The 22,443-nt window shown below is 63.7% G+C and carries 22 protein-coding genes and 2 tRNA genes; 14 read left to right on the forward strand and 10 right to left on the reverse strand.

Annotated features, from left to right (window positions below; translation table 11 throughout):
* The first annotated feature begins 18 nt into the window (after positions 1-18).
* A complete protein-coding gene (locus tag HBNXHr_RS04015; RefSeq protein ID WP_275883266.1) occupies positions 19-1,122 on the forward strand; it encodes an aminotransferase class V-fold PLP-dependent enzyme in 1,104 nt (367 codons plus the stop codon).
* A gap of 231 nt (positions 1,123-1,353) precedes the next feature.
* Entirely contained in the window at positions 1,354-2,568 is a 1,215-nt protein-coding gene (locus HBNXHr_RS04020) for an inorganic phosphate transporter (RefSeq protein ID WP_275883267.1), read from the forward strand.
* On the opposite strand, the gene HBNXHr_RS04025 is transcribed toward HBNXHr_RS04020, so the two are convergent.
* Together HBNXHr_RS04025 and HBNXHr_RS04030 are read right to left on the reverse strand one after the other, a co-directional pair.
* The gene (locus HBNXHr_RS04025) at positions 2,569-2,895 is read right to left on the reverse strand and encodes a hypothetical protein (RefSeq protein WP_275883268.1); all 327 of its coding nucleotides are present in this window, start codon (positions 2,893-2,895) and stop codon (positions 2,569-2,571) included.
* 117 nt (positions 2,896-3,012) lie between these two features.
* The gene (locus HBNXHr_RS04030; RefSeq protein ID WP_275739701.1) at positions 3,013-3,672 is read right to left on the reverse strand and encodes a hypothetical protein; all 660 of its coding nucleotides are present in this window, start codon (positions 3,670-3,672) and stop codon (positions 3,013-3,015) included.
* 443 nt (positions 3,673-4,115) lie between these two features.
* On the opposite strand from HBNXHr_RS04030, the gene HBNXHr_RS04035 reads away from it, so the two are divergent.
* On the forward strand, positions 4,116-4,562 hold the full coding sequence (locus HBNXHr_RS04035) for a zinc ribbon domain-containing protein (protein ID WP_275883269.1): 447 nt from the start codon (positions 4,116-4,118) through the stop codon (positions 4,560-4,562).
* A 469-nt stretch (positions 4,563-5,031) separates the two neighbouring features.
* Here the strand turns inward: HBNXHr_RS04035 and HBNXHr_RS04040 are convergent.
* A tRNA-Asp gene (locus HBNXHr_RS04040) sits at positions 5,032-5,104 on the reverse strand.
* 279 nt (positions 5,105-5,383) lie between these two features.
* Here HBNXHr_RS04040 and HBNXHr_RS04045 point away from each other — a divergent pair.
* From HBNXHr_RS04045 to HBNXHr_RS04070, 6 genes are read left to right on the forward strand one after another with little or no spacing between them, the layout of a single operon-like run.
* On the forward strand, positions 5,384-5,611 hold the full coding sequence (locus tag HBNXHr_RS04045) for a DNA-directed RNA polymerase subunit H (protein WP_275739705.1): 228 nt from the start codon (positions 5,384-5,386) through the stop codon (positions 5,609-5,611).
* Between the two features lies 1 nt (position 5,612).
* Positions 5,613-7,178 carry a DNA-directed RNA polymerase subunit B'' gene (locus HBNXHr_RS04050; protein ID WP_275739707.1) on the forward strand — a complete coding sequence of 522 codons (1,566 nt, stop codon included), beginning with the start codon at positions 5,613-5,615 and terminating at the stop codon, positions 7,176-7,178.
* A 1-nt stretch (position 7,179) separates the two neighbouring features.
* Positions 7,180-9,006 carry a DNA-directed RNA polymerase subunit B gene (gene rpoB / locus HBNXHr_RS04055; RefSeq protein WP_275739709.1) on the forward strand — a complete coding sequence of 609 codons (1,827 nt, stop codon included), beginning with the start codon at positions 7,180-7,182 and terminating at the stop codon, positions 9,004-9,006.
* Between the two features lies 1 nt (position 9,007).
* Positions 9,008-12,049 carry a DNA-directed RNA polymerase subunit A' gene (locus HBNXHr_RS04060; RefSeq protein WP_015788546.1) on the forward strand — a complete coding sequence of 1,014 codons (3,042 nt, stop codon included), beginning with the start codon at positions 9,008-9,010 and terminating at the stop codon, positions 12,047-12,049.
* A 10-nt stretch (positions 12,050-12,059) separates the two neighbouring features.
* Positions 12,060-13,310, forward strand: a complete 1,251-nt coding sequence (gene rpoA2, locus HBNXHr_RS04065; RefSeq protein WP_345799500.1) for a DNA-directed RNA polymerase subunit A'' — start codon at positions 12,060-12,062, stop codon at positions 13,308-13,310.
* Positions 13,311-13,313: 3 nt separating this feature from the next.
* Entirely contained in the window at positions 13,314-13,742 is a 429-nt protein-coding gene (locus tag HBNXHr_RS04070; protein WP_275883270.1) for a NusA-like transcription termination signal-binding factor, read from the forward strand.
* A gap of 79 nt (positions 13,743-13,821) precedes the next feature.
* Here the strand turns inward: HBNXHr_RS04070 and HBNXHr_RS04075 are convergent, their stop codons facing one another.
* Positions 13,822-14,436, reverse strand: a complete 615-nt coding sequence (locus HBNXHr_RS04075; RefSeq protein WP_275883271.1) for a translation initiation factor IF-2 subunit beta — start codon at positions 14,434-14,436, stop codon at positions 13,822-13,824.
* Positions 14,437-14,536: 100 nt separating this feature from the next.
* On the reverse strand, positions 14,537-15,538 hold the full coding sequence (locus tag HBNXHr_RS04080) for a glycosyltransferase family 4 protein (RefSeq protein WP_275883272.1): 1,002 nt from the start codon (positions 15,536-15,538) through the stop codon (positions 14,537-14,539).
* Positions 15,539-15,670: 132 nt separating this feature from the next.
* On the opposite strand from HBNXHr_RS04080, the gene eif1A reads away from it, so the two are divergent.
* Positions 15,671-15,955, forward strand: a complete 285-nt coding sequence (gene eif1A / locus HBNXHr_RS04085) for a translation initiation factor eIF-1A (RefSeq protein WP_275739718.1) — start codon at positions 15,671-15,673, stop codon at positions 15,953-15,955.
* Between the two features lie 51 nt (positions 15,956-16,006).
* Here eif1A and HBNXHr_RS04090 read toward each other — a convergent pair whose 3' ends face one another.
* Positions 16,007-16,420: a dCTP deaminase gene (locus HBNXHr_RS04090; protein ID WP_275883273.1), complete on the reverse strand. Its 414-nt coding sequence runs from the start codon at positions 16,418-16,420 to the stop codon at positions 16,007-16,009.
* A 128-nt stretch (positions 16,421-16,548) separates the two neighbouring features.
* Between HBNXHr_RS04090 and HBNXHr_RS04095 the strand changes: the two genes are divergently transcribed.
* The 3 genes from HBNXHr_RS04095 (at position 16,549) to HBNXHr_RS04105 (ending at position 18,329) form a co-directional block, all read left to right on the forward strand.
* A complete protein-coding gene (locus HBNXHr_RS04095) occupies positions 16,549-17,187 on the forward strand; it encodes an NAD(P)H-binding protein (protein WP_345893720.1) in 639 nt (212 codons plus the stop codon).
* Positions 17,188-17,528: 341 nt separating this feature from the next.
* The gene (locus HBNXHr_RS04100) at positions 17,529-18,059 is read left to right on the forward strand and encodes a hypothetical protein (protein ID WP_275883275.1); all 531 of its coding nucleotides are present in this window, start codon (positions 17,529-17,531) and stop codon (positions 18,057-18,059) included.
* 84 nt (positions 18,060-18,143) lie between these two features.
* The gene (locus HBNXHr_RS04105) at positions 18,144-18,329 is read left to right on the forward strand and encodes a hypothetical protein (RefSeq protein ID WP_275883276.1); all 186 of its coding nucleotides are present in this window, start codon (positions 18,144-18,146) and stop codon (positions 18,327-18,329) included.
* A 162-nt stretch (positions 18,330-18,491) separates the two neighbouring features.
* Here the strand turns inward: HBNXHr_RS04105 and HBNXHr_RS04110 are convergent.
* From HBNXHr_RS04110 to HBNXHr_RS04125, 4 genes are all read right to left on the reverse strand, one after another.
* Positions 18,492-18,565, reverse strand: a tRNA-Thr gene (locus HBNXHr_RS04110).
* A gap of 11 nt (positions 18,566-18,576) precedes the next feature.
* Positions 18,577-19,059, reverse strand: a complete 483-nt coding sequence (locus HBNXHr_RS04115) for a GNAT family N-acetyltransferase (protein ID WP_345799501.1) — start codon at positions 19,057-19,059, stop codon at positions 18,577-18,579.
* A 100-nt stretch (positions 19,060-19,159) separates the two neighbouring features.
* Positions 19,160-20,524: an NAD(P)/FAD-dependent oxidoreductase gene (locus HBNXHr_RS04120; RefSeq protein WP_275739724.1), complete on the reverse strand. Its 1,365-nt coding sequence runs from the start codon at positions 20,522-20,524 to the stop codon at positions 19,160-19,162.
* A gap of 61 nt (positions 20,525-20,585) precedes the next feature.
* On the reverse strand, positions 20,586-21,188 hold the full coding sequence (locus HBNXHr_RS04125) for a response regulator (RefSeq protein WP_275883277.1): 603 nt from the start codon (positions 21,186-21,188) through the stop codon (positions 20,586-20,588).
* Between the two features lie 225 nt (positions 21,189-21,413).
* Here HBNXHr_RS04125 and HBNXHr_RS04130 point away from each other — a divergent pair, with 225 nt between their 5' ends.
* Positions 21,414-22,379 carry a D-2-hydroxyacid dehydrogenase gene (locus HBNXHr_RS04130; protein ID WP_275883278.1) on the forward strand — a complete coding sequence of 322 codons (966 nt, stop codon included), beginning with the start codon at positions 21,414-21,416 and terminating at the stop codon, positions 22,377-22,379.
* Positions 22,380-22,443: the final 64 nt, after the last annotated feature.

Genomic DNA, 22,443 nt, shown 5'->3' on the forward strand with positions numbered 1-22,443 from the left:
TCCGCCCCACCGTCCGATATGGACCTCGACGCACTCCGGGACGACATTCCTGTCCTCGAAGAGATCGCGTACCTGAACACCGGTGCGAGCAGCCCCGCCCCGCGGTCAGTCGTCGAAGCGACGACGGACTGGATCGAGTACCACAATTTCGAGGCCCCGATCGACGAGGGAATCTATCCGCACGCCTGGGACAGCTACGAGGCGGCCCGCGAAACCATCGCTCCCTTCCTTGGCGTTTCGCCGGAGACGATCGCCCTCACGTCGAGCACGGTCCACGGCATCAACCTGATCGTCTCGTCGATCGAGTGGCAACCCGGCGACGTTGTCGTCAGAACCGATCTTGAGCATCCCGCCGGCGTCCTCCCGTTCGATCGCATGGCCGATCTCCACGGGATCGAAGTCCGGACGCTCGAAACCACCGACGGGCGAATCGACCGCGACGAACTCGCGACTGCCGTTGAAAACGCTCGACTGCTGGCGATGAGTTCTCTCACCTGGAGTCACGGTACCCGGTTGCCGGTCGAGGAGGCAGTCGATATCGCCCACGACGCTGGGGCGCGAGTATTGATCGACGCCGTCCAGTCGCCGGGCCAGCGCCCCGTCGACTTCGAGGCCTGGGACGCGGACTTCGTCGCCGGGTCGGGCCACAAGTGGCTGCTCGGCCCCTGGGGTGCTGGCTTCCTCTATGTCGCGCCCGAGGCGATCGACGCACTTGCGCCGCGGGGGATCGGCTACCGGAGTGTCGAGGAGTCCGGGGCTACGTCCTACGAGTACAAGACCGGCGCACCGCGATTCGAACTCGGGACGGCCTCGCCAGCCCCGCACGTCGGCCTCGCCGCGGCGATCGACCTGCTGGAATCGATCGGGATGGAAACTGTTCAGACACGGATCGAACGACTGACTGACCGGCTGAAGGCGGGACTCGGCGAGCGGCTCATCAGTCCTCGAACGTACGAGTCCGGGCTTGTCACGTTCGACGCCGACGATCCCGAGGCGACGGTCGAACGGCTGGCCGAGGCTGGCGCCGTCGTTCGTTCATTGCCCTACCCCGACGCTGTACGGGCCTCGGTTCACGGATTCAACACGGCCGAGGATGTCGATCGCCTGCTTGCGGAACTGTGACGTGGCCTCAGCGGTGCGTGGTCGACGGATCGCCGGATCATTGACCGGCCGTGGTCGGCGCTCCCGATCCCGGGCGGCTCCTGTCGTTCGAGCCGACGGCGCGATCCCGCAGTACACTTACGTCGCCGCGATGTACGCGCGATCGACCATAGCGATGACAGGGATGCGTTCGCGATACGAGGCGCGTCGGAATCACGAACTGGCAAGTGGTCATGGACGCCCCCTCTGACGATGGCGGCCGGCATCGGCATCGTCGTCGTTGCGCTGGTCACGTCGCTGTTCATGGCCTTCACCGTCGGCGCCAACAGCAACTCCGCGCCGATCGCCCCCGCCGTCGGGGCGAACGCACTCTCGACGCTCAGGGGCGCGCTGCTCGTCGGCATCGTCGCCGGTCTCGGCGCGATCGCACAGGGCGGTAGCATCTCCGAGACGATCGGCCACGGCCTGGTCACGGGCGTCTCGATCACGCCACTGGCGGCCGCCGCGACGCTGCTGACGGCGGCCACCCTGATCACGATCGGCAACTCCTACGGCTACCCCATCCCCTCGGCGTTCACCGTGAGCGGGGCGGCCGTCGGCGCGGGCGTGGCCCTCGGGGGCGGGTTCGCGCTGGGCACGTACGCAAAGATTCTGGGGTTCTGGTTCGCGATCCCGATCGTCGAGGGCGTCATGGCGTACGGACTCGCCCGGGTCCTGCTCGGCGACCGGGTCCCGGACGCGATCAGCGTACCGCTGCTCATGGGCGGGGTCGGCTACGCGCTGGCCAACGTCCAGCTGTCGTTCGTCCCGACGCCGGCGGGCCCGCAGGGCTCGATCGCCGGCTGGCTCACCCACCGACTCGGCGGGCTTACGGGACTATTTGGCGGCGAGGCGATCGTTGCCGTCCTCTTCAGCCTCGTACTGGCGCTTGCCGTCCTCGCGGTGACCTACTGGCAACTCCTCGCGGACGTCACCCGGGGGATCAACCGGATCCTGATCGCGCTCGCACTCGTCGTCGTCTTCACCAGCGGCGGGACGCAGGTCGGCCTCGCGACGGGACCGCTGGAACCGGTGTTCTCCTCGGCGCTCGGGCTGCCGGGCCTGGCCCTGCTGGCCTTCGGCGGGTTCGGCATCCTGGTCGGCGGGTGGGTCCGGTCGCCGCGACTCATCCAGGCGGTCGCCCGCGAGTACGCCTCGCTGGGGCCAAAGCGATCGATCGCCGCGTTCGTCCCGGCGTTCCTGATCGCCCAGGCCGCGATCGTGCTGGGCTTTCCCATCTCGTTCAACAAGGTGATGATCTCGAGCATCGTCGGTGCCGGCCTCGTCGGTGGCTCGTCGAGTTCGGATGGGATCTCACTCAGAAAGACCGGCTACACGGTCGGCGCGTGGGTGGGGTCGATGGTCGGCGGCGCGGCGATCAGTTTCGCGCTCTATCGCCTGCTGGCCGCCGTGCTCGGTGCGGGGTAGTCAGGCGAGCAACGTGACGAGGTCCGAGGTCGCCGCCGCATCTTTCATCGCCGACCACGTTTCGAAGTCGGTCCGCGCGGCGACGAACGCGTCGCGCTCGTCCGCGCTTATGGCCTGGAGGCCCCCGATAGTGTCGCGCTCGGCTGGACACGCCCGGCACAACTCCTCGACGCTTTCGAAGTCCGTGTGACGCCGGACGAACGATTCCGAGAAAAACGCCTTCCCGTCCTGCGCGTCACGCGTCGCTGGTGTGAGTGCCTGTTCGACAGCGGTCGTGAGTCGAGTCGGACCGACGCTCTGGGCTTCGACCCGGAGGTCCAGGGCCATATCGGGGGTTCCGTCTGGAGCCGGGTAAATCCCGTGGTGGTCCTCGACCGCTCCAGATGTCGGCCGCGTGAGACCGCCGTAGATTTCCCCCGTTACCGACGAGACGAAGCCGACCGCTCACTCGTCACCGATCGGCCGGCGGCGGAGTTCGTCGATCTGGTCGCGCAGCCGGTCGAGTTCGGATTCGAGCTCTTCCCGGCGGTCGATGAGGTTGCTCAACTCCTCGGTATTCACGGAGAACTCTTCGTCGAGTGCCGCGTCGAGTGAGTCGGCCGTCGACTGGACGAACTGCGTGGCGACGCCGAGAATCTCCTCCGGTGATTCACATCCTTCGTAGAGATCCACCGATCCAGAGGAGACGGTGTAACGGATCAGCGGCAACTCCTCTTCGGCATGATAGCTGGTCGTCGTCTGGAGTCCAGTCACCGGATTTTGTCGGTCGTGGGCCTGTTCGCGCCTGACGATGCTGAACGGCTGCTCCAAGGCGGGATAGGAGTCGGCGAGGTCCCGGAGCCGATCGGCGGCCGTCACGTCAAGCTGGGCCTCGACGTCGCCGAAGAACTGCGCCGAGCCAGTCAGGCTCAGTGCGATCGTGAAGAAGACGCCCTGGTCGGTCTCGGCAAGCCCTCGAATCCGTTCGCGCACCGCCTCGTGTTCGCCTTCGAGCGCCTGTCGATCGAGATCGTCAAGCAGTGCCCGCACCCCTGCCTCGCGCTGTAAATACTCCTCGGCGAGCATGCCCGGGAGTTCGCCGCTGGGTTCGTCCGGCTGGTCCATGCCGAGCGTTTCGGGCCGCGATACAAAACCCTTCTCGCCTAGCATTGTCTGTATCCAATCCTGTAAGCCTCCCAGGAGTGGCTGGGAAACAGACTGAGAACAGCAAGAAAGCCCCGTGTCGTTCGACGGCTGCGACTCGCTGCGCTCCTCGCTCACTACTTTCGCTGTGGTGCTTGCATCGTCTCGCTCGTCGAACGACACGCCCCTTTCAGTCCCGCCCGTCGTGGTTTACTACGTGGGGTGGGACTGAAAGGGGCAGCCGGCTACGCGAACCCGGCCGACGTAAGCACGCGTAGCGAAGCGAGCGCGCGCAGCGAGGCCCGGGAGCGTAGCCGGCTGGGGCTTTCTTGCTGTTGAAAGAAGAGCTGACGTCACCACACTAGACGAGTACTGAACTCCATATCGGCGAAAGGCAATTGACGGGGAGGGTCGAACCAGTCCCCATGATCGAGTGTCCGTACTGTGGTGCAGACGCCGAGGACGACGCCCGCTATTGCGATCGGTGTGGCGAACGGCTCAGTTTCGCGGAGTCTTCCCGTGACGGGTTCTTACGGCGGTCGTCGATCCAGTATCTCCAGGGGGTTCGTCACGGGGCACGACCACTCGACCCCGAGGTGGCCTACCACGAAGAACTTCTCACGGACGTTCAGGCCGGCCTCGCGGACTTCTCCCATCTCACCGACGTCGACGAACTGGACCTCCACGAGATCCTGGACATCGACGACGACACGCTTGGCGATCTTACGGACGCTCCCTCTCCCGATACCGATCTGGATACAGACGTCAGACAGGCGCTCGGCGTCGCCGCACTCGTCGCCCTGCTGGAGAACTCCTATGACGGCACGACCCTCGACGAGATCCGCGCACAGGCTGCCAGCATGGACGAGTAGACGCGGCTGGACCCTTGTCGATCATCGTTTCGTTGCTCGGCCCCGAATCGTCGGCGATGAGACGCCTCGCTTGTGGGTTGAGTTCGATAAAAGGTCGCCCGGAGCGGGACTGAACGGCGACATCGTCGCCGCGAAGGTCGGAAGACGCTCCGCGTCTTCCGGGATTTGAACCCGTTCACAGACGTTCCGGGCGTGCGGCCTCACTTCGTTCGGCGTTCCGGGGCTGCGACTGTTCGTGTTCAAATCCCTCATAGACGCACAGCAAATTCGGGACGCGGCGCGATGAAACGCGCCGCTCGTCGCTTCGAATTTGCAGAAGCGTCCGGAGCGGGATTGTGAACCGAAGCCAGACGTGCTCACTCCGTTGCGCGCGACTGGCAGGGTTCAAATCCCTTCTGAGGTTGTTTCACTGCTCACGGGTGTCGAGCACACGCTACGCGGTGCTCGACGACTTGTTCGCAGTAGAAGACGCCCGGAGCGGGATTTGAACCCGCGTCACGACCGTGACAGGGTCGTATGATGGGCCACTACACCATCCGGGCCTGCTACACTACTCCGTATCGGGGTGCCATTATTAAGGCTTTCCAAACAGATCCGGACTGCGGACGGATGCCGTGGGGCGATCTGTCGTGATCTGCGGTCTCAATTCCGTTTGGCACCGACCAGAACACATTTATCCATGGTTACCCAACACACGGGTACTGGTCGCCCGCACGTCGATAGCTGTTGCCGGGCTTTTTGACAAGCGTTAAATGCCTCCCAGTAGTAGTCGCCTGTAGTATCTCGAACAGCCTTCTCCAGTCGATACAGCCACACCACACATGGTAGATGTAAGCCAACATGAACTCGTCCCGGAGCACACCATCCTCGACGACGGCGAACTCGAGGACGTGCTTGGGGAATACGACATCAAACGGACAGATCTCCCGAAGATCAAGCGCGCGGATCCGGCCCTGCCGTCGGAGGCGGAAGTCGGGGACGTCATCGAGATCGCCCGGGATTCACGAACAACCGACACTGCGGTCGTTTATCGACTCGTCGTGGAATAACATGGACACGGAAAACCGACGCACCATATCACGGGAGTACTTCTCGAGGGATCGACTCGCCGAACACCACTTCCGGTCGTTCAACGCGTTCCTCGACCGGGGCATGCAGGAAGTCGTCGACGAGAAAGCGACTATCGAAACCGACATCGGCGACAAGGAGGGCGAGGAACCGGTCTGGGTCGAGTTGGGCGACGTCCGGATCGTCACCCCGCGAGTCCGGGAGGCCGACGGCAGCGAGGAACTGCTGTACCCCCAGGAAGCCCGCCTCCGGAACATCACCTACGCCGCGCCGGTCTTCATGGAAATGGCGATCGTCAAGGGCGGCGAGGAAGAGGAAGAGCGGGTCGTCGACCAGACCGAGACCAAGGTCGGCCGGATGCCGATCATGGTCGGCTCACAGAAGTGTAACATCGCCGGCTTCTCCGACGAGGAACTCATCGACATCGGCGAGGACCCCGCCGACCCCGGTGGGTACTTCATCGTCAACGGCTCCGAGCGCGTGTTGATGACCAGTGAGGACCTCGCGCCGAACAAGATCCTCGCCGAATACGACACGAAGTACGGCGACGAGGTCCAGGTCGCAAAGACCTTCTCCCAGCGCCGTGGCTACCGGGCACTGGTGCTGACCGAACGCACCCGGGACGGCCTGCTCGAAGTCTCGTTCCCGAGCGTTTCGGGGTCGGTCAACTTCGTCACGCTCGTGCGAGCACTCGGCTTAGAGAGCGACGAGGAGATCGTCCACCAGGTCAGTGACGATCCCGAGATCGTGAAGTTCATGCTCGAAAACCTGGAGGCTGCCGAAGTCCAGACCCAGGAGGAAGCCATCGAGACGCTGGGTCAGCGCGTCGCCTCCGGACAGGGCAAAAACTACCAGCTCAAGCGGGCGAACTACGTCATCGACCGGTACCTCCTGCCACACCTCCACGAGGAGGGCGTCGACGAGGAGGAAGTCCGGATCAACAAGGCCTACTACCTCTGTCGGATGGCCGAGGCGTGTTTCGAACTCGCACTCGACCGCCGGGAGTCAGACGACAAGGACCACTACGCCAACAAGCGCCTGAAAGTCTCCGGGGACCTCATGCGGGACCTCTTCCGGACGGCGCTGAACAAGTTGGCACGCGACGTGAAATACCAGCTCGAACGCGCCAACATGCGCAACCGCCAACTGTCCGTCTCGACGGTCGTCCGGTCGGACGTGCTGACCGAACGGCTCGAACACCCGATCGCGACCGGCAACTGGGTCGGCGGGCGCTCCGGCGTGAGCCAGCTGGTCGACCGGACCGACTTCATGGGTGTGCTTTCCCACCTGCGCCGGCTGCGCTCGCCGCTGAGTCGGTCACAGCCACACTTCGAAGCGCGTGACCTCCACGCCACGCAGTGGGGCCGGATCTGTCCCTCCGAGACGCCCGAGGGGCCCAACTGTGGGCTGGTGAAGAATTTCGCGCAGGCGATGGAACTCTCCCAGCACGTCGAGGACGAACGGGAACTCAAACAGACGCTCGCTGAGATGGGGGTCGAGGGCATCCCCGCCATCGAGACAGCCGCACAACAGCCCGCGGACGATTAACATGAGTCAGGGACGCGACGCCAAAGTCTACGTCAACGGAAGTCTCGTCGGGACCCATCCCGAACCGAACCAGCTCGCCGATCAGGTACGGAGAGCCCGCCGACGCGGCGAGATCAGCGAGATGGTCAACGTCTCGGTGAAACCGCGCACCGGCGAAGTCATCATCAACGCCGACGCCGGCCGGGCACGTCGCCCGTTGCTGGTCGTCGAGGACGGCGAACCGCTGATCTCCGAGGAGGAGTACGCCGCGATCGAGAACGGCGAACTCACCTTCGAGGAGCTTGTCGAACGCGGGTTCGTCGAGTTCATCGACGCCGAGGAGGAAGAGGACATCCTCGTTGCCGTCGATACGGACGAACTCACCGAGAAACACACCCATCTCGAAGTCGACCCGCAGCTCATCTTCGGGATCGGTGCAGGGATGATCCCCTACCCCGAGCACAACGCCAGCCCGCGGATTACCATGGGTTCGGGGATGATCAAGCAGAGTCTGGGGCTGCCAAGCGCGAACTATCGGGTACGCCCGGACACGCGCCAGCACCTGCTGCATTACCCCCAGCTGTCGATGGTCAAGACCCAGACCACCGAACAGATCGGGTACGACGACCGTCCGGCGGCCCAGAACTTCACGGTCGCCGTAATGAGCTACGAGGGGTTCAACATCGAGGACGCCCTCGTCATGAACAAGGGGTCGGTCGAGCGTGCGCTCGCCCGCTCGCACTTCTTCCGGACCTACGAGGGCGAGGAACGCCGCTACCCCGGCGGTCAGGAGGATCGCTTCGAGATCCCCGACGACGAGGTTCGGGGCGCACGCGGCGAGGACGCCTATACGCATCTCGACGAGGACGGCCTCGTCAACCCCGAGACGAAGGTCGGCGAGAACGCCGTCCTGCTCGGGAAGACTTCCCCCCCACGGTTCCTCGAAGAACCTGACGACATGGGTGGGCTCTCCCCCCAGAAGCGACGCGAGACGAGCGTCACCATGCGATCCGGCGAGAGCGGGGTCGTCGACACGGTCACCCTCATGGAGGGCGAGGACGGCTCGAAACTCTCGAAGGTCAAGGTCCGCGACGAGCGGATCCCGGAACTGGGAGACAAGTTCGCCTCACGGCACGGCCAGAAGGGGATCGTCGGCCACATCGCTCCCCAGCAGGACATGCCCTTCACCGAGCAGGGCGTCGTCCCGGACCTCATCATCAATCCCCACGCCTTGCCCTCGCGGATGACCGTCGGGCACATTCTGGAGATGATCGGCGGGAAGGTCGGTGCACTCGAAGGCCGACGCGTCGACGGCACGGCCTTCACGGGCGAGGACGAGGAGGACCTCCGGGACTCTCTGGAGGACCACGGCTTTGACTCCTCGGGCAAGGAGGTCATGTACTCGGGCATCACGGGCGAGAAGATCGAGGCCGAGATCTTCGTCGGGAACATCTTCTATCAGAAGCTCTACCACATGGTCTCGAACAAGATCCACGCCCGCTCGCGTGGGCCGGTCCAGGTGCTGACCCGCCAGCCGACCGAGGGGCGTGCCCGTGAGGGTGGTCTCCGGATCGGGGAGATGGAACGTGACGTCTTCATCGGGCACGGGGCCGCACTCACGCTCAAGGAGCGCTTGCTCGACGAGTCAGACCAGGAGTGGATCCACGTCTGTGGGCAGTGTGGGATGACCGCCGTCGAGAACGTCGATCAACGGCGGGTGTATTGCCCCAACTGCGACGAGGAGACAGACGTCCACGAGGTCGAGATGAGTTACGCCTTCAAACTCCTCTTAGACGAGATGAAGGCCCTGGGTATTGCTCCGCGGATCGAACTGGAGGACGCAGTCTAACATGAGCACAGGACAATCACCCAAGTCGATCGGGCGTCTCAGCTTCGGGCTGATGAACCCCGAGGAGTACCGCGATATGAGTGCCACGAAGGTCATCACGGCCGACACCTACGACGACGACGGCTTCCCCATCGACATGGGGCTGATGGACCCGCGACTCGGCGTGATCGACCCCGGCCTGGAGTGTAAGACCTGTGGCAAACACTCGGGATCGTGTAACGGCCACTTCGGCCATATCGAACTCGCCGCTCCCGTCATCCACGTCGGCTTCTCGAAGCTCATTCGCCGATTGCTGCGCGGAACCTGTCGGGAATGCTCCCGGCTGACGGCCGTCGACGGCTCGAAGTACACTGATGGCGACGGCAACGTCGATCTCGAAGCAGCTTCGGCCGCTGCCGAGGACAAGAAACGCGAGTTCAAGGAGGAACTCCGGCGGGCGCGAGAACTCTCGAACGACCCTTCGGACGTCCTCAAGTCGGCGATCCGGCAGGCCCGCTCGGCCAGCCGGTGTCCCCACTGCGGCGAAAAGCAATTCGACGTCAAACACGAGAAACCGACGACGTACTACGAGATCATCGAGGTCCCCCACGCCGAGCTCGCCGAGCGGCTCAGCATGGCGATGGACCCGCCGGAAGGTGAGCCAGTCACGCCCGACGAACTCGAAGAGGCGACTGACGGTGGGTTCGACGCCGGTCGGATCCGGGAACTGCTCTCGGACACCTACCGCCCGGACCGCAACGACATCCCCGCGCTCCAGGAGATCGGCAGCGCGCTCCATCGGTTCAACGACCTCGAGGAGCATCTCGGCGACGAGCTCGACATCGAGAGTCCGTCGTCGTTCCTCCTCGAGGAGGACATGGACAAGCTGATGCCCAGCGACATCCGGGACTGGTTCGAGGAGATCCCGGACGACGACCTCGAGGCGATCGGGGTCAACCCCGAAACCTCGCGGCCGGAGTGGATGATCCTCACCGTCCTGCCGGTGCCGCCGGTGACGGCCCGTCCCTCGATCACGTTGGACAACGGCCAGCGGAGCGAGGACGACCTCACCCACAAGCTGGTGGACATCATCCGGATCAACCAGCGGTTCATGGAGAACCGCGAGGCCGGCGCGCCCCAGCTGATCATCGAGGACCTCTGGGAACTGCTGCAGTACCACGTCACCACGTTCATGGACAACGAGATCAGTGGGACGCCGCCGGCGCGACACCGCTCGGGGCGGCCGCTGAAGACCCTCTCCCAGCGACTGAAGGGCAAGGAAGGACGCTTCCGTGGCAGTCTCTCCGGGAAGCGCGTGAACTTCTCGGCGCGGACCGTCATCTCGCCGGACCCGACCCTGAGCCTCAACGAGGTCGGGGTGCCCGACCGGGTCGCAAGCGAGATGACCCAGACGATGAACGTCAACGAGCGCAACCTCGCGGAGGCCCGCCAGTACGTCTCCAACGGGCCCGAAGCGCATCCGGGTGCGAACTACGTCCGCCGGCCGGACGGTCGGCGGCTCAAGGTGACCGAGAAGAACTGCGAGGAGCTCGCCGAGAAGGTCGAGCCGGGCTGGGAAGTGGCTCGCCACCTGCTCGACGGCGACATCGTGATCTTCAACCGCCAGCCGAGTCTCCACCGGATGTCAATCATGGCCCACGAGGTCGTGGTGATGCCCTACAAGACGTTCCGGCTGAACACCGTCGTCTGTCCGCCGTACAACGCCGACTTCGACGGCGACGAGATGAACATGCACGCCCTCCAGAACGAGGAGGCCCGTGCCGAGGCTCGCGTCCTCATGCGCGTCCAGGAACAGATGCTCTCGCCGCGCTTCGGCGAGAACATCATCGGGGCGATCCAGGACCACATCACGTCGGTGTACCTGCTGACCCACCAGAACCCCCACTTCAACGAGACCCAGGCCCTGGACCTCCTGCGGGCGACGAACGTCGACGAGTTGCCCGAACCTGATGGAGAGGAAGATGGCCGGGCCTACTGGACGGGTCGGTCGATCTTCTCGGAACTGTTGCCGGACGACCTCGACCTCGAATTCACGAGCGAGGCCGGCGACGACGTCGTCATCGAGGACGGCCAGTTGCTCGAAGGGACGATCGACGACAGCGCAGTCGGGGCCTTCGGCGGCGAGATCGTCGACACGATCGCGAAGGTCTACGACAAGACGCGGGCGCGGATCTTCATCAATGAGGTCTCGACGCTCGCGGTCCGGACGATCATGCACTTCGGGTTCTCGATCGGCATCGACGACGAGTCGATCCCGCCGGCAGCCCAGGAGCAGGTCGAGGAGGCAATCGGCAGCGCCTACGACCGCGTCCAGGAACTCATCGAGACCTACGAACAGGGCGATCTCGAATCGCTCCCGGGTCGGACGGTCGACGAGACCCTGGAGATGAAGATCATGCAGACGCTCGGCCAGGCCCGTGACAGCGCGGGTGACATCGCCGAGGACCACTTCGCCGAGGACAACCCGGCAGTGGTGATGGCCGACTCCGGGGCGCGTGGGTCGATGCTGAACCTGACCCAGATGGCCGGGTGTGTCGGCCAGCAGGCAGTCCGCGGCGAGCGGATCAACCGTGGCTACGAGGACCGCACGCTCAGCCACTTCGAAGAGAACGACCTCTCGGCGGAGGCCCACGGCTTCGTCGAGCACTCCTATCGTGAGGGCCTCGGCCCGAAGGAGTTCTTCTTCCACGCGATGGGTGGCCGCGAGGGCCTGGTCGACACGGCAGTCCGGACCTCCAAGTCCGGGTACCTCCAGCGTCGGCTGATCAACGCCCTCTCCGAACTGGAAACTCAGTACGACGGCACCGTCCGGGACACCAGCGACACCGTCGTCCAGTTCGAGTTCGGCGAGGACGGCACCTCGCCGGTGGACGTCTCTTCGAACGAGGACTTCGACATCGACGTCGAGGCGATCACCGAGCGGATCGTCGAGGCCGAGTTCGACGATGAAAGCGAGAAGGCGACGTTCCTCGAGCGCGAGGCGAGTCCGACCAACCTCTCGGAACACGCGGACGAGTGGTGGCACGCGGAGGCCGGAGACTGAGGTGGTTACCATGACAGACACGCCAACCGAATACGATCCGATGAACCGCTATGCGGCCGTCGACACGGACATCGCGGCCGTCGTCGAGGACACGGACCTGCCGCGCCGGCTGAAAACTCGCGTCTACGAGGCCATCGAGGACCGCGACGGCGTCACGGTCGAGCAGGCCGACGACATCGCCAAGGCCGTCGAGTCGCGCTATCTCGACACGCGCGTCGATCCGCTCGACCCCGTCGGGACGGTTTCGGCCCAGTCGATCGGGGAACCCGGCACCCAGATGACGATGAACACCTTCCACTATGCGGGTGTCGCCGAGATCGACGTCACCCAGGGGCTACCGCGGCTCATCGAGCTGGTCGACGCCCGCAAGGAGCCCGACACGCCGATGATGACCGTCCATCTGGACGGCGAGTACGCCACCGAGCGCGAGCGCGCCCACGAGGTCGTCTGGAAGATCGAGGCGACGCGCATCCTCGCGCTGGGCGACGTCTCGACGAACGTCGCGGACATGCTCGTTCAGGTCGATCTCAATCCCGACACGCTCGAGGAGCGCTGGCCGACGGCCGACAGCGTCGAGAGCGTCGCCGAGGAGATTGCCGCCACGATCGAGTCCCAGCTGGGCGTCGAAACCCAGCGCAAGGAGACGGTCATCCAGTTCGGTCCCGAGGAACCGTCCTACCGGGATCTCCTCCAGCTGGTCGAGGAGTTACGCGAGATCGTCTTCAAAGGGATCGAGGAAGTCTCCCGGGTCGTCATCCGCAAGGAGGAGATGGACGAGGACCACGAGAACGACGAGGAGTTCGTCCTCTACACCGAGGGGTCGGCCTTCGGCGACGTCCTCGGGATCGAGGGGGTCGACGCCTCCCGGACAACGTGTAACAACATCCACGAGATCTACAGCAACCTCGGGGTCGAGGCCGCACGCGAGTCGATCATCGAGGAGACGATGAACACCCTCGAGGAACAGGGTCTCGACGACGTGAACGTCCGGCACCTGATGCTCGTCGCCGACATCATGACCAACAACGGGGTCATCGAGTCGATCGGCCGCCACGGCATCTCCGGCAGCAAGGACTCCGTGCTCGCCCGGGCGGCCTTCGAGGTTACCGTCTCTCACCTGCTGGACGCCGCCATCCACGGCGAGATCGACGCGCTGAACGGCGTCACGGAGAACGTCATCGTCGGCAAGCCGATCAAACTCGGCACCGGCGACGTCAACCTCCGGATGGGCAGTCACACCGGCGGCGGCGCGGCCGACTAACCCGTGACGATCTCGCTGTCGGACGACGAGCGCCGGGCGATCGTCACCGCCGAGGAGATCGCCGACGTGACTATCCGGGACTGTCTTATCGACGACGAGTACGACCGGATCGCCTTCGTCGTCAAGGCCGGCGAGGTCGGCAAGGCGATCGGTCGGGACGGCGAGACGGTCGCCCGGATCGAGGACCGCTTGGGTCGGGACGTCACGCTGGTCGAGGATGCCCCCACTCCGGAGGGGTTCGTCGCCAACGCACTCGCGCCGGCCGCGGTCTACGACGTCACGATCGAGGAGCGCGACGAGAAACGCGTCGCTTTCGCCGATGTCGACGAGGCGGACACCGGCGCAGCGATCGGCACAGAGGGGCGGACGATCGAACTCGCCCGCCGACTTGCTGGCCGTCACTTCGAGATCGACGACATCCAGCTTGCGTGACGGGCTGGATTGCATGGTAGGACGTATCTGAAAGCGTTGCCACTACGGTGGTGGTTTGAATCATTTTCGAGAGAATGGCCTACGCCAGCTGTGCGAACGCCAGATGGCCGTTGATCGATTCGATATAGGCCGAAACGACGTCGCCCTCCTGTGCGCCGGGGACGAAAATAGTGTAGTTGCCCTTCTCGGCGACACCGTCTCCCTTTCGGCCGGTGCCAACGATCTCGACTTCGTAGGTTTTGCCTTCCTCGACCGTGGGACGGTCTCGCTGTGCGCTGTTTGACGTGGTCCCAGTCTCGACCGGCCGGAAGGCCCCGCAGGCCTGGCATCGGAGCATTTCGATACCGTCTTCGGTCGTCAGGACCGTGTCCGGGAGCCCACATTCCGAACACGTGACGAACTCCGTGACGTATCGGTCGATTGCGGCGTCGAAGTCACCGGCGTCGAACGACCCGTTGTATCGGGCGCGGTTCTCGTCGAACTGGCCGCTGGTCCCGAGATCACGCTGGATCGAGCGATGGAGGTGTTCGGCCTCCCGCGAGAGGGCATCGGCGATGTCCCGGAGGTTCGTGAGGCGAGTGAACGCCCCGTCAGTCTGGGCCTCGGGATCCGGAACGGACAGCCGCTCGTCACCGTCTGCAGGCCGCTCAGGAAGCGAATCGTAGGCGCGGTCGAGTGCCTGATCGTAGTTCATACCCACAATATGTTTTCCAGACGTAAGCCAACTCTGTGAGTCGTGATACACCCCAACACGCTCCCGGCTTGTTGTTCGCCGCCGAAGTTGTCAATAGAATTCAGCTCGACAGAACCTGCCGATAGAGGTCGACGAGATCATCACCGATGGTGTCGAGTGTGAAGGCCTCGCTCCGCTCGGCGGCGCGTTGGCCAAGTCGCTCGCGCAGTTCCGGATCGCGCAACCGGTCGAGCGGTTCGCTGAAGTCCTCGGACGATTTCAGGCAGTCCTCGCCGTCCTCGAGCCACTCGAAGGTCGGGATGTCCCGGACGACCGGCGGGCGGCCACACGCCATCGCCTCCAGTAGCGCCATCCCTTCGTTTTCGTTTTTGGTCGGGAAAAAGAAGATGTCGCCGGCCGCAAACCCGCCGCGGATGTCCTCGACGTAGCCGGTAAAGGTGCAGTTCTCGGGGGCGTTCTCGACGAGCCGCGTCGTCTCGCTGGACCGAAGGAGTCGATCCACGGGCCCGCCGCCGGTCGGGTTCAGATAGCCGAACCACGCGAAGTCGAGATCCGGCATGGCGCGGGCCGTCTCGACGAACGCTTCCAATCCCTTCCGTGGGATGACGTGGCCGACGGTAAAGACGACCGGCGGGTCGAGGTCGTACCGATTCAGGTATTCTTCGCGAAGCGATTCGAAACCGGTCAGTCGGTCGGGGTCGAAGCCGTTCGAGAGGACCGTCGTCGGCGTGTCGGTGTAGGTCTCGATCACGTCCCGGTTGTGCTCGGAGGGACAGATCAGGTGATCTGCCAGTGAGTAGGCGTACTCGAGATAGGGGCGCATCGGTCGGGCAAGCGCGTTCGAGAAGGCGAAACTCTCCCGGAAGTCCTCGGCTGTCTGGTGGGCATGAACCACGACCGGGACATCCGCGCGCTGAGCCCGCTTCGCGTAGTAGATCGATCGCGGCCCCATGTTGTTGAGGTGGAGGATGTCGGCGTCCAGGACGGGTTCGGTCGTGTACTCGATGTCGCGGGCGTCGAGCATCTTCCGCTGGTTTTGGACCGACTGGGCGTGGCCGCCGGTAATGACGTCCGCCCACTCGAAGTAGTGGCTGATCAACACACGTACCGGGTTCTCACGTCCGATCGTCCAGTAGTTTCCGGAATCGATTGACCGTTATCGCTAGCCCCGCCGCATGTCACACGATACCGGGAATCGCGGATCACTTAATCGTGCCCCGTCCCTAGGGACGGTATGAGTGAAGAATCAGGGCGACGGAACCTCCGCATGCCCGATAGCAACGAAGTGTTCGCGGTCGTGACCGAACACCTCGGTGGGAATCACGTCCGGTTGCGGTGTGCGGACGGCGAGACCCGAATGGGTCGGATCCCCGGTCGCATGAAGTACCGCGTCTGGATCGAAGAGGACGACGTCGTCATCGCCGAGCCGTGGGACTGGCAAGACGAGAAGGCGACCATCGAATGGCGCTACGACAACCAGGACGCCGACCAGCTGCGACGCGAAGGCCACATCGAGTGACCCGCTCGTCGGCGTGAGGGCGGGACGACGGTAGGGTTTTCTTCTACTTCTTCACCGGGGCAGCAGCGTCGAGACTCGCGCGTTCTCCTTGAGTCGGAGTCCGGCCCCGCCGACTGTGAGCGGTACGCGCGGCAGTTCCGCAACCTGGAGCGTCGGATGGCTCGCCCCACGTTCGACGATCTCGGTCCGTGGCTGGAGCAGTGCCGTCCCCGAGAGGGATTCGTTGTACTCGATCAGATAGGTTCCCGCGTCGAGATGCCACCACTGGTAGTCGTCGTCCTCGTCGCGCCAAACTCGGGGATAAGGGTCCAGGTCCGCCGGTTGTAGTTCGCCACCGCCGAAGTCGACCCGTCCCGGGACGTCGACGGTGTAGATTTCCGTCACTGTGAGATCGACGCCCCCGTCTTCATGCACTTGCGTCGGTTCGTGGACGATGCCGTCGACCGCGTCGACGAGGTTGCTCATGTCTGGGGGGTAGTGTCGGTAGAAACAAAAAGCATCGACCGTCGGCGAAGTGCCTTCCCGGGAACCGGAAAGCAATTCACCGAGGCAGAAACGCTATGGCACTCCCTGAAGTATATGTCTCCTACATCATGGACGTCTTACTTCTCGGCGCAAGCGGGCGGATCGGACAACGAATCGCGACGGAACTGCTCGACCGCGGCCACGCCGTCACGGGCGTCTCCCGGAGCGGCGACACGGGAGGAATCGACGACCCGTCGTTCGTCGCCGTCGCGGGCGACGCGACCGATCCCGACGACGTTGCGAAACTCGCGACCGGCCACGACGCCGTCGCGTCCGCGCTCGGTCCCGACGAGGACACGCCACCGGACGTGCTCGTCGACATGATGGACGCCGTCGTCGACGGAATGGGACGCGCCTCAGTCGAGCGACTCGTCTGGACGGGTGGCGCTGGTGGGCTGCATGTCGGCCCGGAGACGCGACTCGTCGAGACCGAGGAGTTCCCCGAGGAATGGGAACCCGTTGCCCGGGCAGCGATCGACGCCTACGACCGACTCGCGGAGACCCAGGATCTCGCGTGGACGTACGTCGCGCCCGCCGCCCTGATCGAACCCGGCGAGCGGACCGGCGAATACCGGACTGCCGAGGGTGAACTCGTCGCCGACGAGGACGGCGACAGCTACATCTCGATGGCGGACTTCGCGATCGCGTTCGTCGACGAACTCGAATCCGGCGACGCTGTCCACACTTATCTGGGGACCGGGTATTGAGCGAGGGTCTGCTGCCCTTGACACCCTGCCCCTGGTGTTGGCTCCGAATGTCGTCAATCAGCCATAACTTGAGGAAATTCGCAGGTTGAATATCGTTCTCGGCACGTTCGCATGTCATAGACGGCAGTAGAGCGACGCGAAGTTGACCTCTCGGACGTGAAAACTACTGGCAGTAAAACCGGAGAAATATAAGTAGAACTAGAAAATGCATAAGGCAACTACATTTGACTAGTCGGTAGATCCGGAGCATGGACTGTTCGGAGATGCGTGCCTCACTGTGGAACGGCTAAGTTCACGGGTCCGCACGCTTGTCTCTGATCCGGGCTACTCTGGTGATCACAATGATCGGCGGGGATCAACAACTGTTCGAGGACGTGTTAGGTATCGTCGAGTACTGGGTGCCGTCGAAAGCATACGACCACGAAAGCAAGTTTCAGAATGAGCTTCAAGAGTTCTTAGACGTTGAGCTAAACGACAGCGAGGATCAAGGTCCGATGGGAATAGAGTTGGGCCCAAGCCGTGACTATGTGGTTGATCGTGAACACGGCCAGTCACGGGCTGACATTGCCGTTGACGACACTGTTGGAATCGAGATGAAGCGAAATCTCTCGAACAGTAAAGCGAAAAGAGAGCTCAGGGGGCAGATTGAAGGATATCTGGATAACTACCCCTTCGTGATCGTTGTCGCCTGTGGGTTGGAAGACACGTCCCAATGGCGGAATTTGAAGAACAAATACGAAGGCAACCAGGGTATAGTGGGAATGGACCAAGGTGGAACGGTAGCGTTTGTCCACAAAGAAAGAGACAACTATGGGAAAGACCCCGACGATCTTCGAGGTGGTGGCGGGATGTTTGGTGATGGACTTCTCTGACTATCGTAAGGATATCGGATCGCCGCGATACCGTCTCGAATACGTCAAGCAGAATCACGGCCCCCTAATCGAGAGATTTGAACGATGGCACAACGTGAATCACCGCCCGTAGAAAGCAACGAAGAGGGAGAGCACATCCCGAATCTGGATATTCGCCTTCCGGAATTTATAGCCGAGCGTACCGGTGGTGATCCCGACGACTATGATTATCCCGTCGGGACGTATCCGATCCCGGACCTCGAAGAGCAAGAACTAGAACCGGTTGAATAATCCAAGCTGTTTTCTCAAGGACCGCGACTGTGGTACCGCTGTTTCGAGAGAGGATTTCGATGCTCGAATCCGTACACATCTCGAGGAATCATCCGCCTCCTTCCAAAATCCAGAAATACCGGGACGCGTTGGGGGTTTTCTGGCTCTGAGCGTTCCAATCTAAGCCAGGGGTGGGATTTGAACCCACGCATTCTCGATTACAAGTCGAGTGCTTGAACCACCCAAGCTCCCCTGGCGCAGTCGGTAGTTATTCCTGCCCCTTTGAGTGCGTATCGCTTTCGATCGACTTCTCGACGGTCACGCGATGTGGTTCGTACCCATGGGATCGGTAGAATTCCCGGGCAGCCTCGTTGTCGGCCAGGACATCGAGCACGACGACAGTTGCGCCTTCCTCACGCAGTGTCGCTTCGGCCACTTCGAGAAGTTGCGTCCCGATGCTCTCACCCCGCCGGTCGGAAACGACGTAGAGGTTCTCGACGAGGCCGCGTGTGACTGTCCGTTCGAGCGTGTCCGACTCGATCGTGAACATCACGAAGCCGACGATACGGTCGTCCGCGCGGGCGACCCGGATGCGGCCGGTTACGACGTGGCGACTGATCGACTCGCGAACTCCGGCTCTGTTCGAGTCTGCGGCGAGGTGGGAACCGTAGGTCCGCTGGCCCTCGGCGAGTTCCACCCAGCGATCTGTGAGCGCGTCGACAGCGCTCATCGACGGCGTTTCGATGCGCACACCTCCTACAGCGCCCCCATGGGGTATGGATGTTGCGTCTGAACGCCGCGGGGACTTGCCCATCGACGTCGTGGTGGCGATCGGAGGAACTGATTTCGCCTCAAACTGTGTATTTCGACTCCGGAAGCTGGACGTATCGATCACCGCGATACGCCCACCGCTTGCGTCGGTACCGGAGATAGACGCCGATCCCGTTGGTCCCCGCCGCGATCGCCTGTCGCTTGCGTGACCCCCCGCTTTCGAGCATCCGTCGAATCGTCCGGAAGTTCCGGTCCCAGTCCGCCGGCTGCATGCCACGAACCAGTTCGGCGAACGTGACGTTCCGGCGCATTTCGGGACCGAGCGCGTCTTTCCAGGCAGCGTTGTACCGACCGAGAGCATCGCTAGCAGCGAGGTCGCCGGCGATCTTCCCCGTCCGAATGGCGACGTGATCGCCACCTTCGTGGAACGCGGAGGTGCCGCCCATCGCCCCGCCGACGACCGCGATGTTCGCCCCGGTCGGCGACTCCACCGGCCGTGTCGAGGAGATCGGGTAGGCTTCGGTGCCGGATTGTTTGCCACGGTCTTCGACGATCGGGAAGTCCTCGAGGTCGTAGTCGGGGAACTCCGTTTCGAGGAGTCGACGGATGTAGACGCGGCCCGGCGGAATACTCTCGTCGTCCGGGTCGAGCAACGCGTAGGACTCCCGGTCGGCAACGTCGTCGATGTCCATCCCGATGGGCATCGTCAGGCCGATCCTGGCGACGTTGTCATCGTTCGGGAAGATCCAGGGATAGGCCGTGTGGCCGGGCATGACGCCCCACCAGAACTCGATGTGGTCCGGGGTGAACAACTCCTCGGGCATGCGTCGGTGTTCCTGATAGGCGATGTGATTTGCTCGATCCGGAGAGAGATACTTCCCCGCGTGTTCGTCGTCCGGGAGGAACTGATCGAGAGCGTCGAGGGTCACGGTCCGCTGGGGACCGTCCGCGAGAACCAGCGCATCGGCCTCGATCGCATCGCCGCCGGCCAGCGACAGCGTGTGCGTCGGCGCGGATCCCGAGAGATCGGTTTCGACATCGGTCACACTGGTCCCGACGCGATAGTCGGCTCCCGCATCCTCGGCTCGTTGTCGAAGCCAGTCATCGAATCGGGCTCGGTGCACTGTAAACCCAAAGCTGTCGTAGGATCCATCAAGCCCGGTCTCAGTGATTGTCAACGATTCAGTGGGTCCATGGAAGGTTGCCCCGTCGAGCTCGCTGAGGATGACGTCCTCGGGGATCTCCGAGGGGTCTTCGTCCATGATGTCGACCCAGTAGTCGAGAATACCTGCGGCGTCTGTCGAGTCAGGTCCAAGCCCGTCTCTGTCAGCCCGTGGGACGCCCTTCTCGAAGAGCGTGACGTCGGCCCCAGCCGCTGCCGCCTGTCGAGCCGCTGCTGCACCGCCCGGGCCACCGCCCACGACTGCCACGTCTGTCCGCTCCATACCGCAACCGTGATCCGGTGCCTCTTAAAGGTCTTGTCCTGGGTTCGCCGTGGCCGCTCTCTCATTGCTCGACCAGTGGCGCGACCTCGAGTGGGCGGTCACCGCTGAGGACCGGCGGCAGACAGTCCGCCGCCATCGAGGCCAGCTGTGCCCGCGACGTGTCCCGTCTGACAGTCGCCCACTGGTCGTCTATCCGTCGGGTGAGTTCCGCGAACGCGTCGCTGTCGGCTGGCCGGCAGCCAAGCGACGATTCCAGGCGAGCGCGTCGTGTGAGCGATCCGAACAGCGTCCGGACCGCTGGAGGAACCTGCTGTCGAGCGGCCAACCGATCGACGACGGCCCGGAGCTCGGCCGCCTCGACCGGTTTCGTGACGTACTCGTCGATCGGCAGTGTCGCGATGGATGGATCGGGTTCCCGGCCGGTCACCATGGCGATCAACCCCTGAAACCCGTCGGCGTTGAGTCGCCGAGCGACATCGTCACCGTCAAGCCCCGGGAGGTCCCGATCCAGCAGGACGACGTCGACGGTCTCGACAGCCGCTTCGAGTGCGGACTCGCCGTCGGCGACCGCGGTGACGTCGTAGTCTTCGGCAAGCCAGAGGCGGTGGAGACACCGCAAATCCGGATCGTCCTCGACGACCAGAACCGACACTGGGGCATCCATTTCACGCTTCTCTCTCGTGGGTACGATTGTATATACTGCCGTTCGTTCGGACCGTTCATGACTGTTTAATCCCCCGATAGCGCGCGCTTGGCCGTATCTTCCGGGAATGTGCACGGAACTGCTCACACACCCGATCAGCGTTGCCGGCCACGACTCTTTTGGGCGCTGGGACCCTGTGATCGAGCATGGCTGACGCTGCCACTGGCAGTCAACGGAGGGGACAGCGTGCACAGTGAGGATCCCGACGTTCTCGTGTTACGTGAGAAACCCCACGGGATTCCGGGCGTCGCATACGCCGAGGCGCTTCGCCAGCGCCTCTCCGACGACGTCACTGTTCGAGCGGCCCGGACGCCGGCCGAGGAGCGGGCGGCCGTCACCGACGCGCCAGTCGTCTCGGGTGGGCACTTTCGCGAGGCGCTACTCGACCGGGCCGAGGCGCTGGAACTATTCGCCTGTATGTACGCCGGCTACGAGCATTTGCCCCTGGAGACGCTTGCCGAGCGGGACATTGCCGTCACCAACGCCGCCGGTGTTCACGGTCCGAACATCGCCGAGCACGTCGTCGGCGCGTTCCTTCACTTCGCCAGGAATTTCACACGCGCCCGTCGCCAACAGCAACGCCACGAGTGGCGGCATTTCCAGTCCTCGGAGCTCTCCGGGAGTCGGGTCGCCATCGTCGGGATGGGCGCGATCGGACGAACCATCGTCGAACGACTGTCCGGTTTCGACGTGACGACGGTTGGCGTGCGCTACAGTCCGGAAAAAGGGGGGCCGACCGATGAGGTCTACGGACTCGACGAGATCCACGAGGCCCTCGTCGACGCTGAGTACGTCGCTGTCGCCAGTCCGCTGACCGAGGAGACGCGCGGACTCATCGGCCGTGACGAACTCCAGACCCTGCCGCCCTCGGCGGTACTCGTTAACGTCGCCCGGGGACCGATCGTGGACACGGACGCACTCCTCTCCGCACTCCGTCAGAACCACCTCCGCGGCGCAGCCCTGGACGTGACTGACCCCGAACCACTGCCGAACGACCATCCGCTGTGGGACTTCGAGAACGTCCTCATCACGCCCCACGTCTCCGGTCATACGCCGGAGTACTACGAGCGACTGGCGGACATCGTCGCGCCGAACGTCGAGACGGTTCTGTCCGACGGCGACCTCGAATCGTTGCGGAACCGAGTCGCCTGAGATTGACAGGCAGGGACTGATTCGGCGGCCGGGAGCCCCGGGAGCACAACCTTCCTTGCCGTCG

Source organism: Halorhabdus sp. BNX81 (genome assembly GCF_029229925.1).
Taxonomy (GTDB): Archaea; Halobacteriota; Halobacteria; order Halobacteriales; family Haloarculaceae; genus Halorhabdus.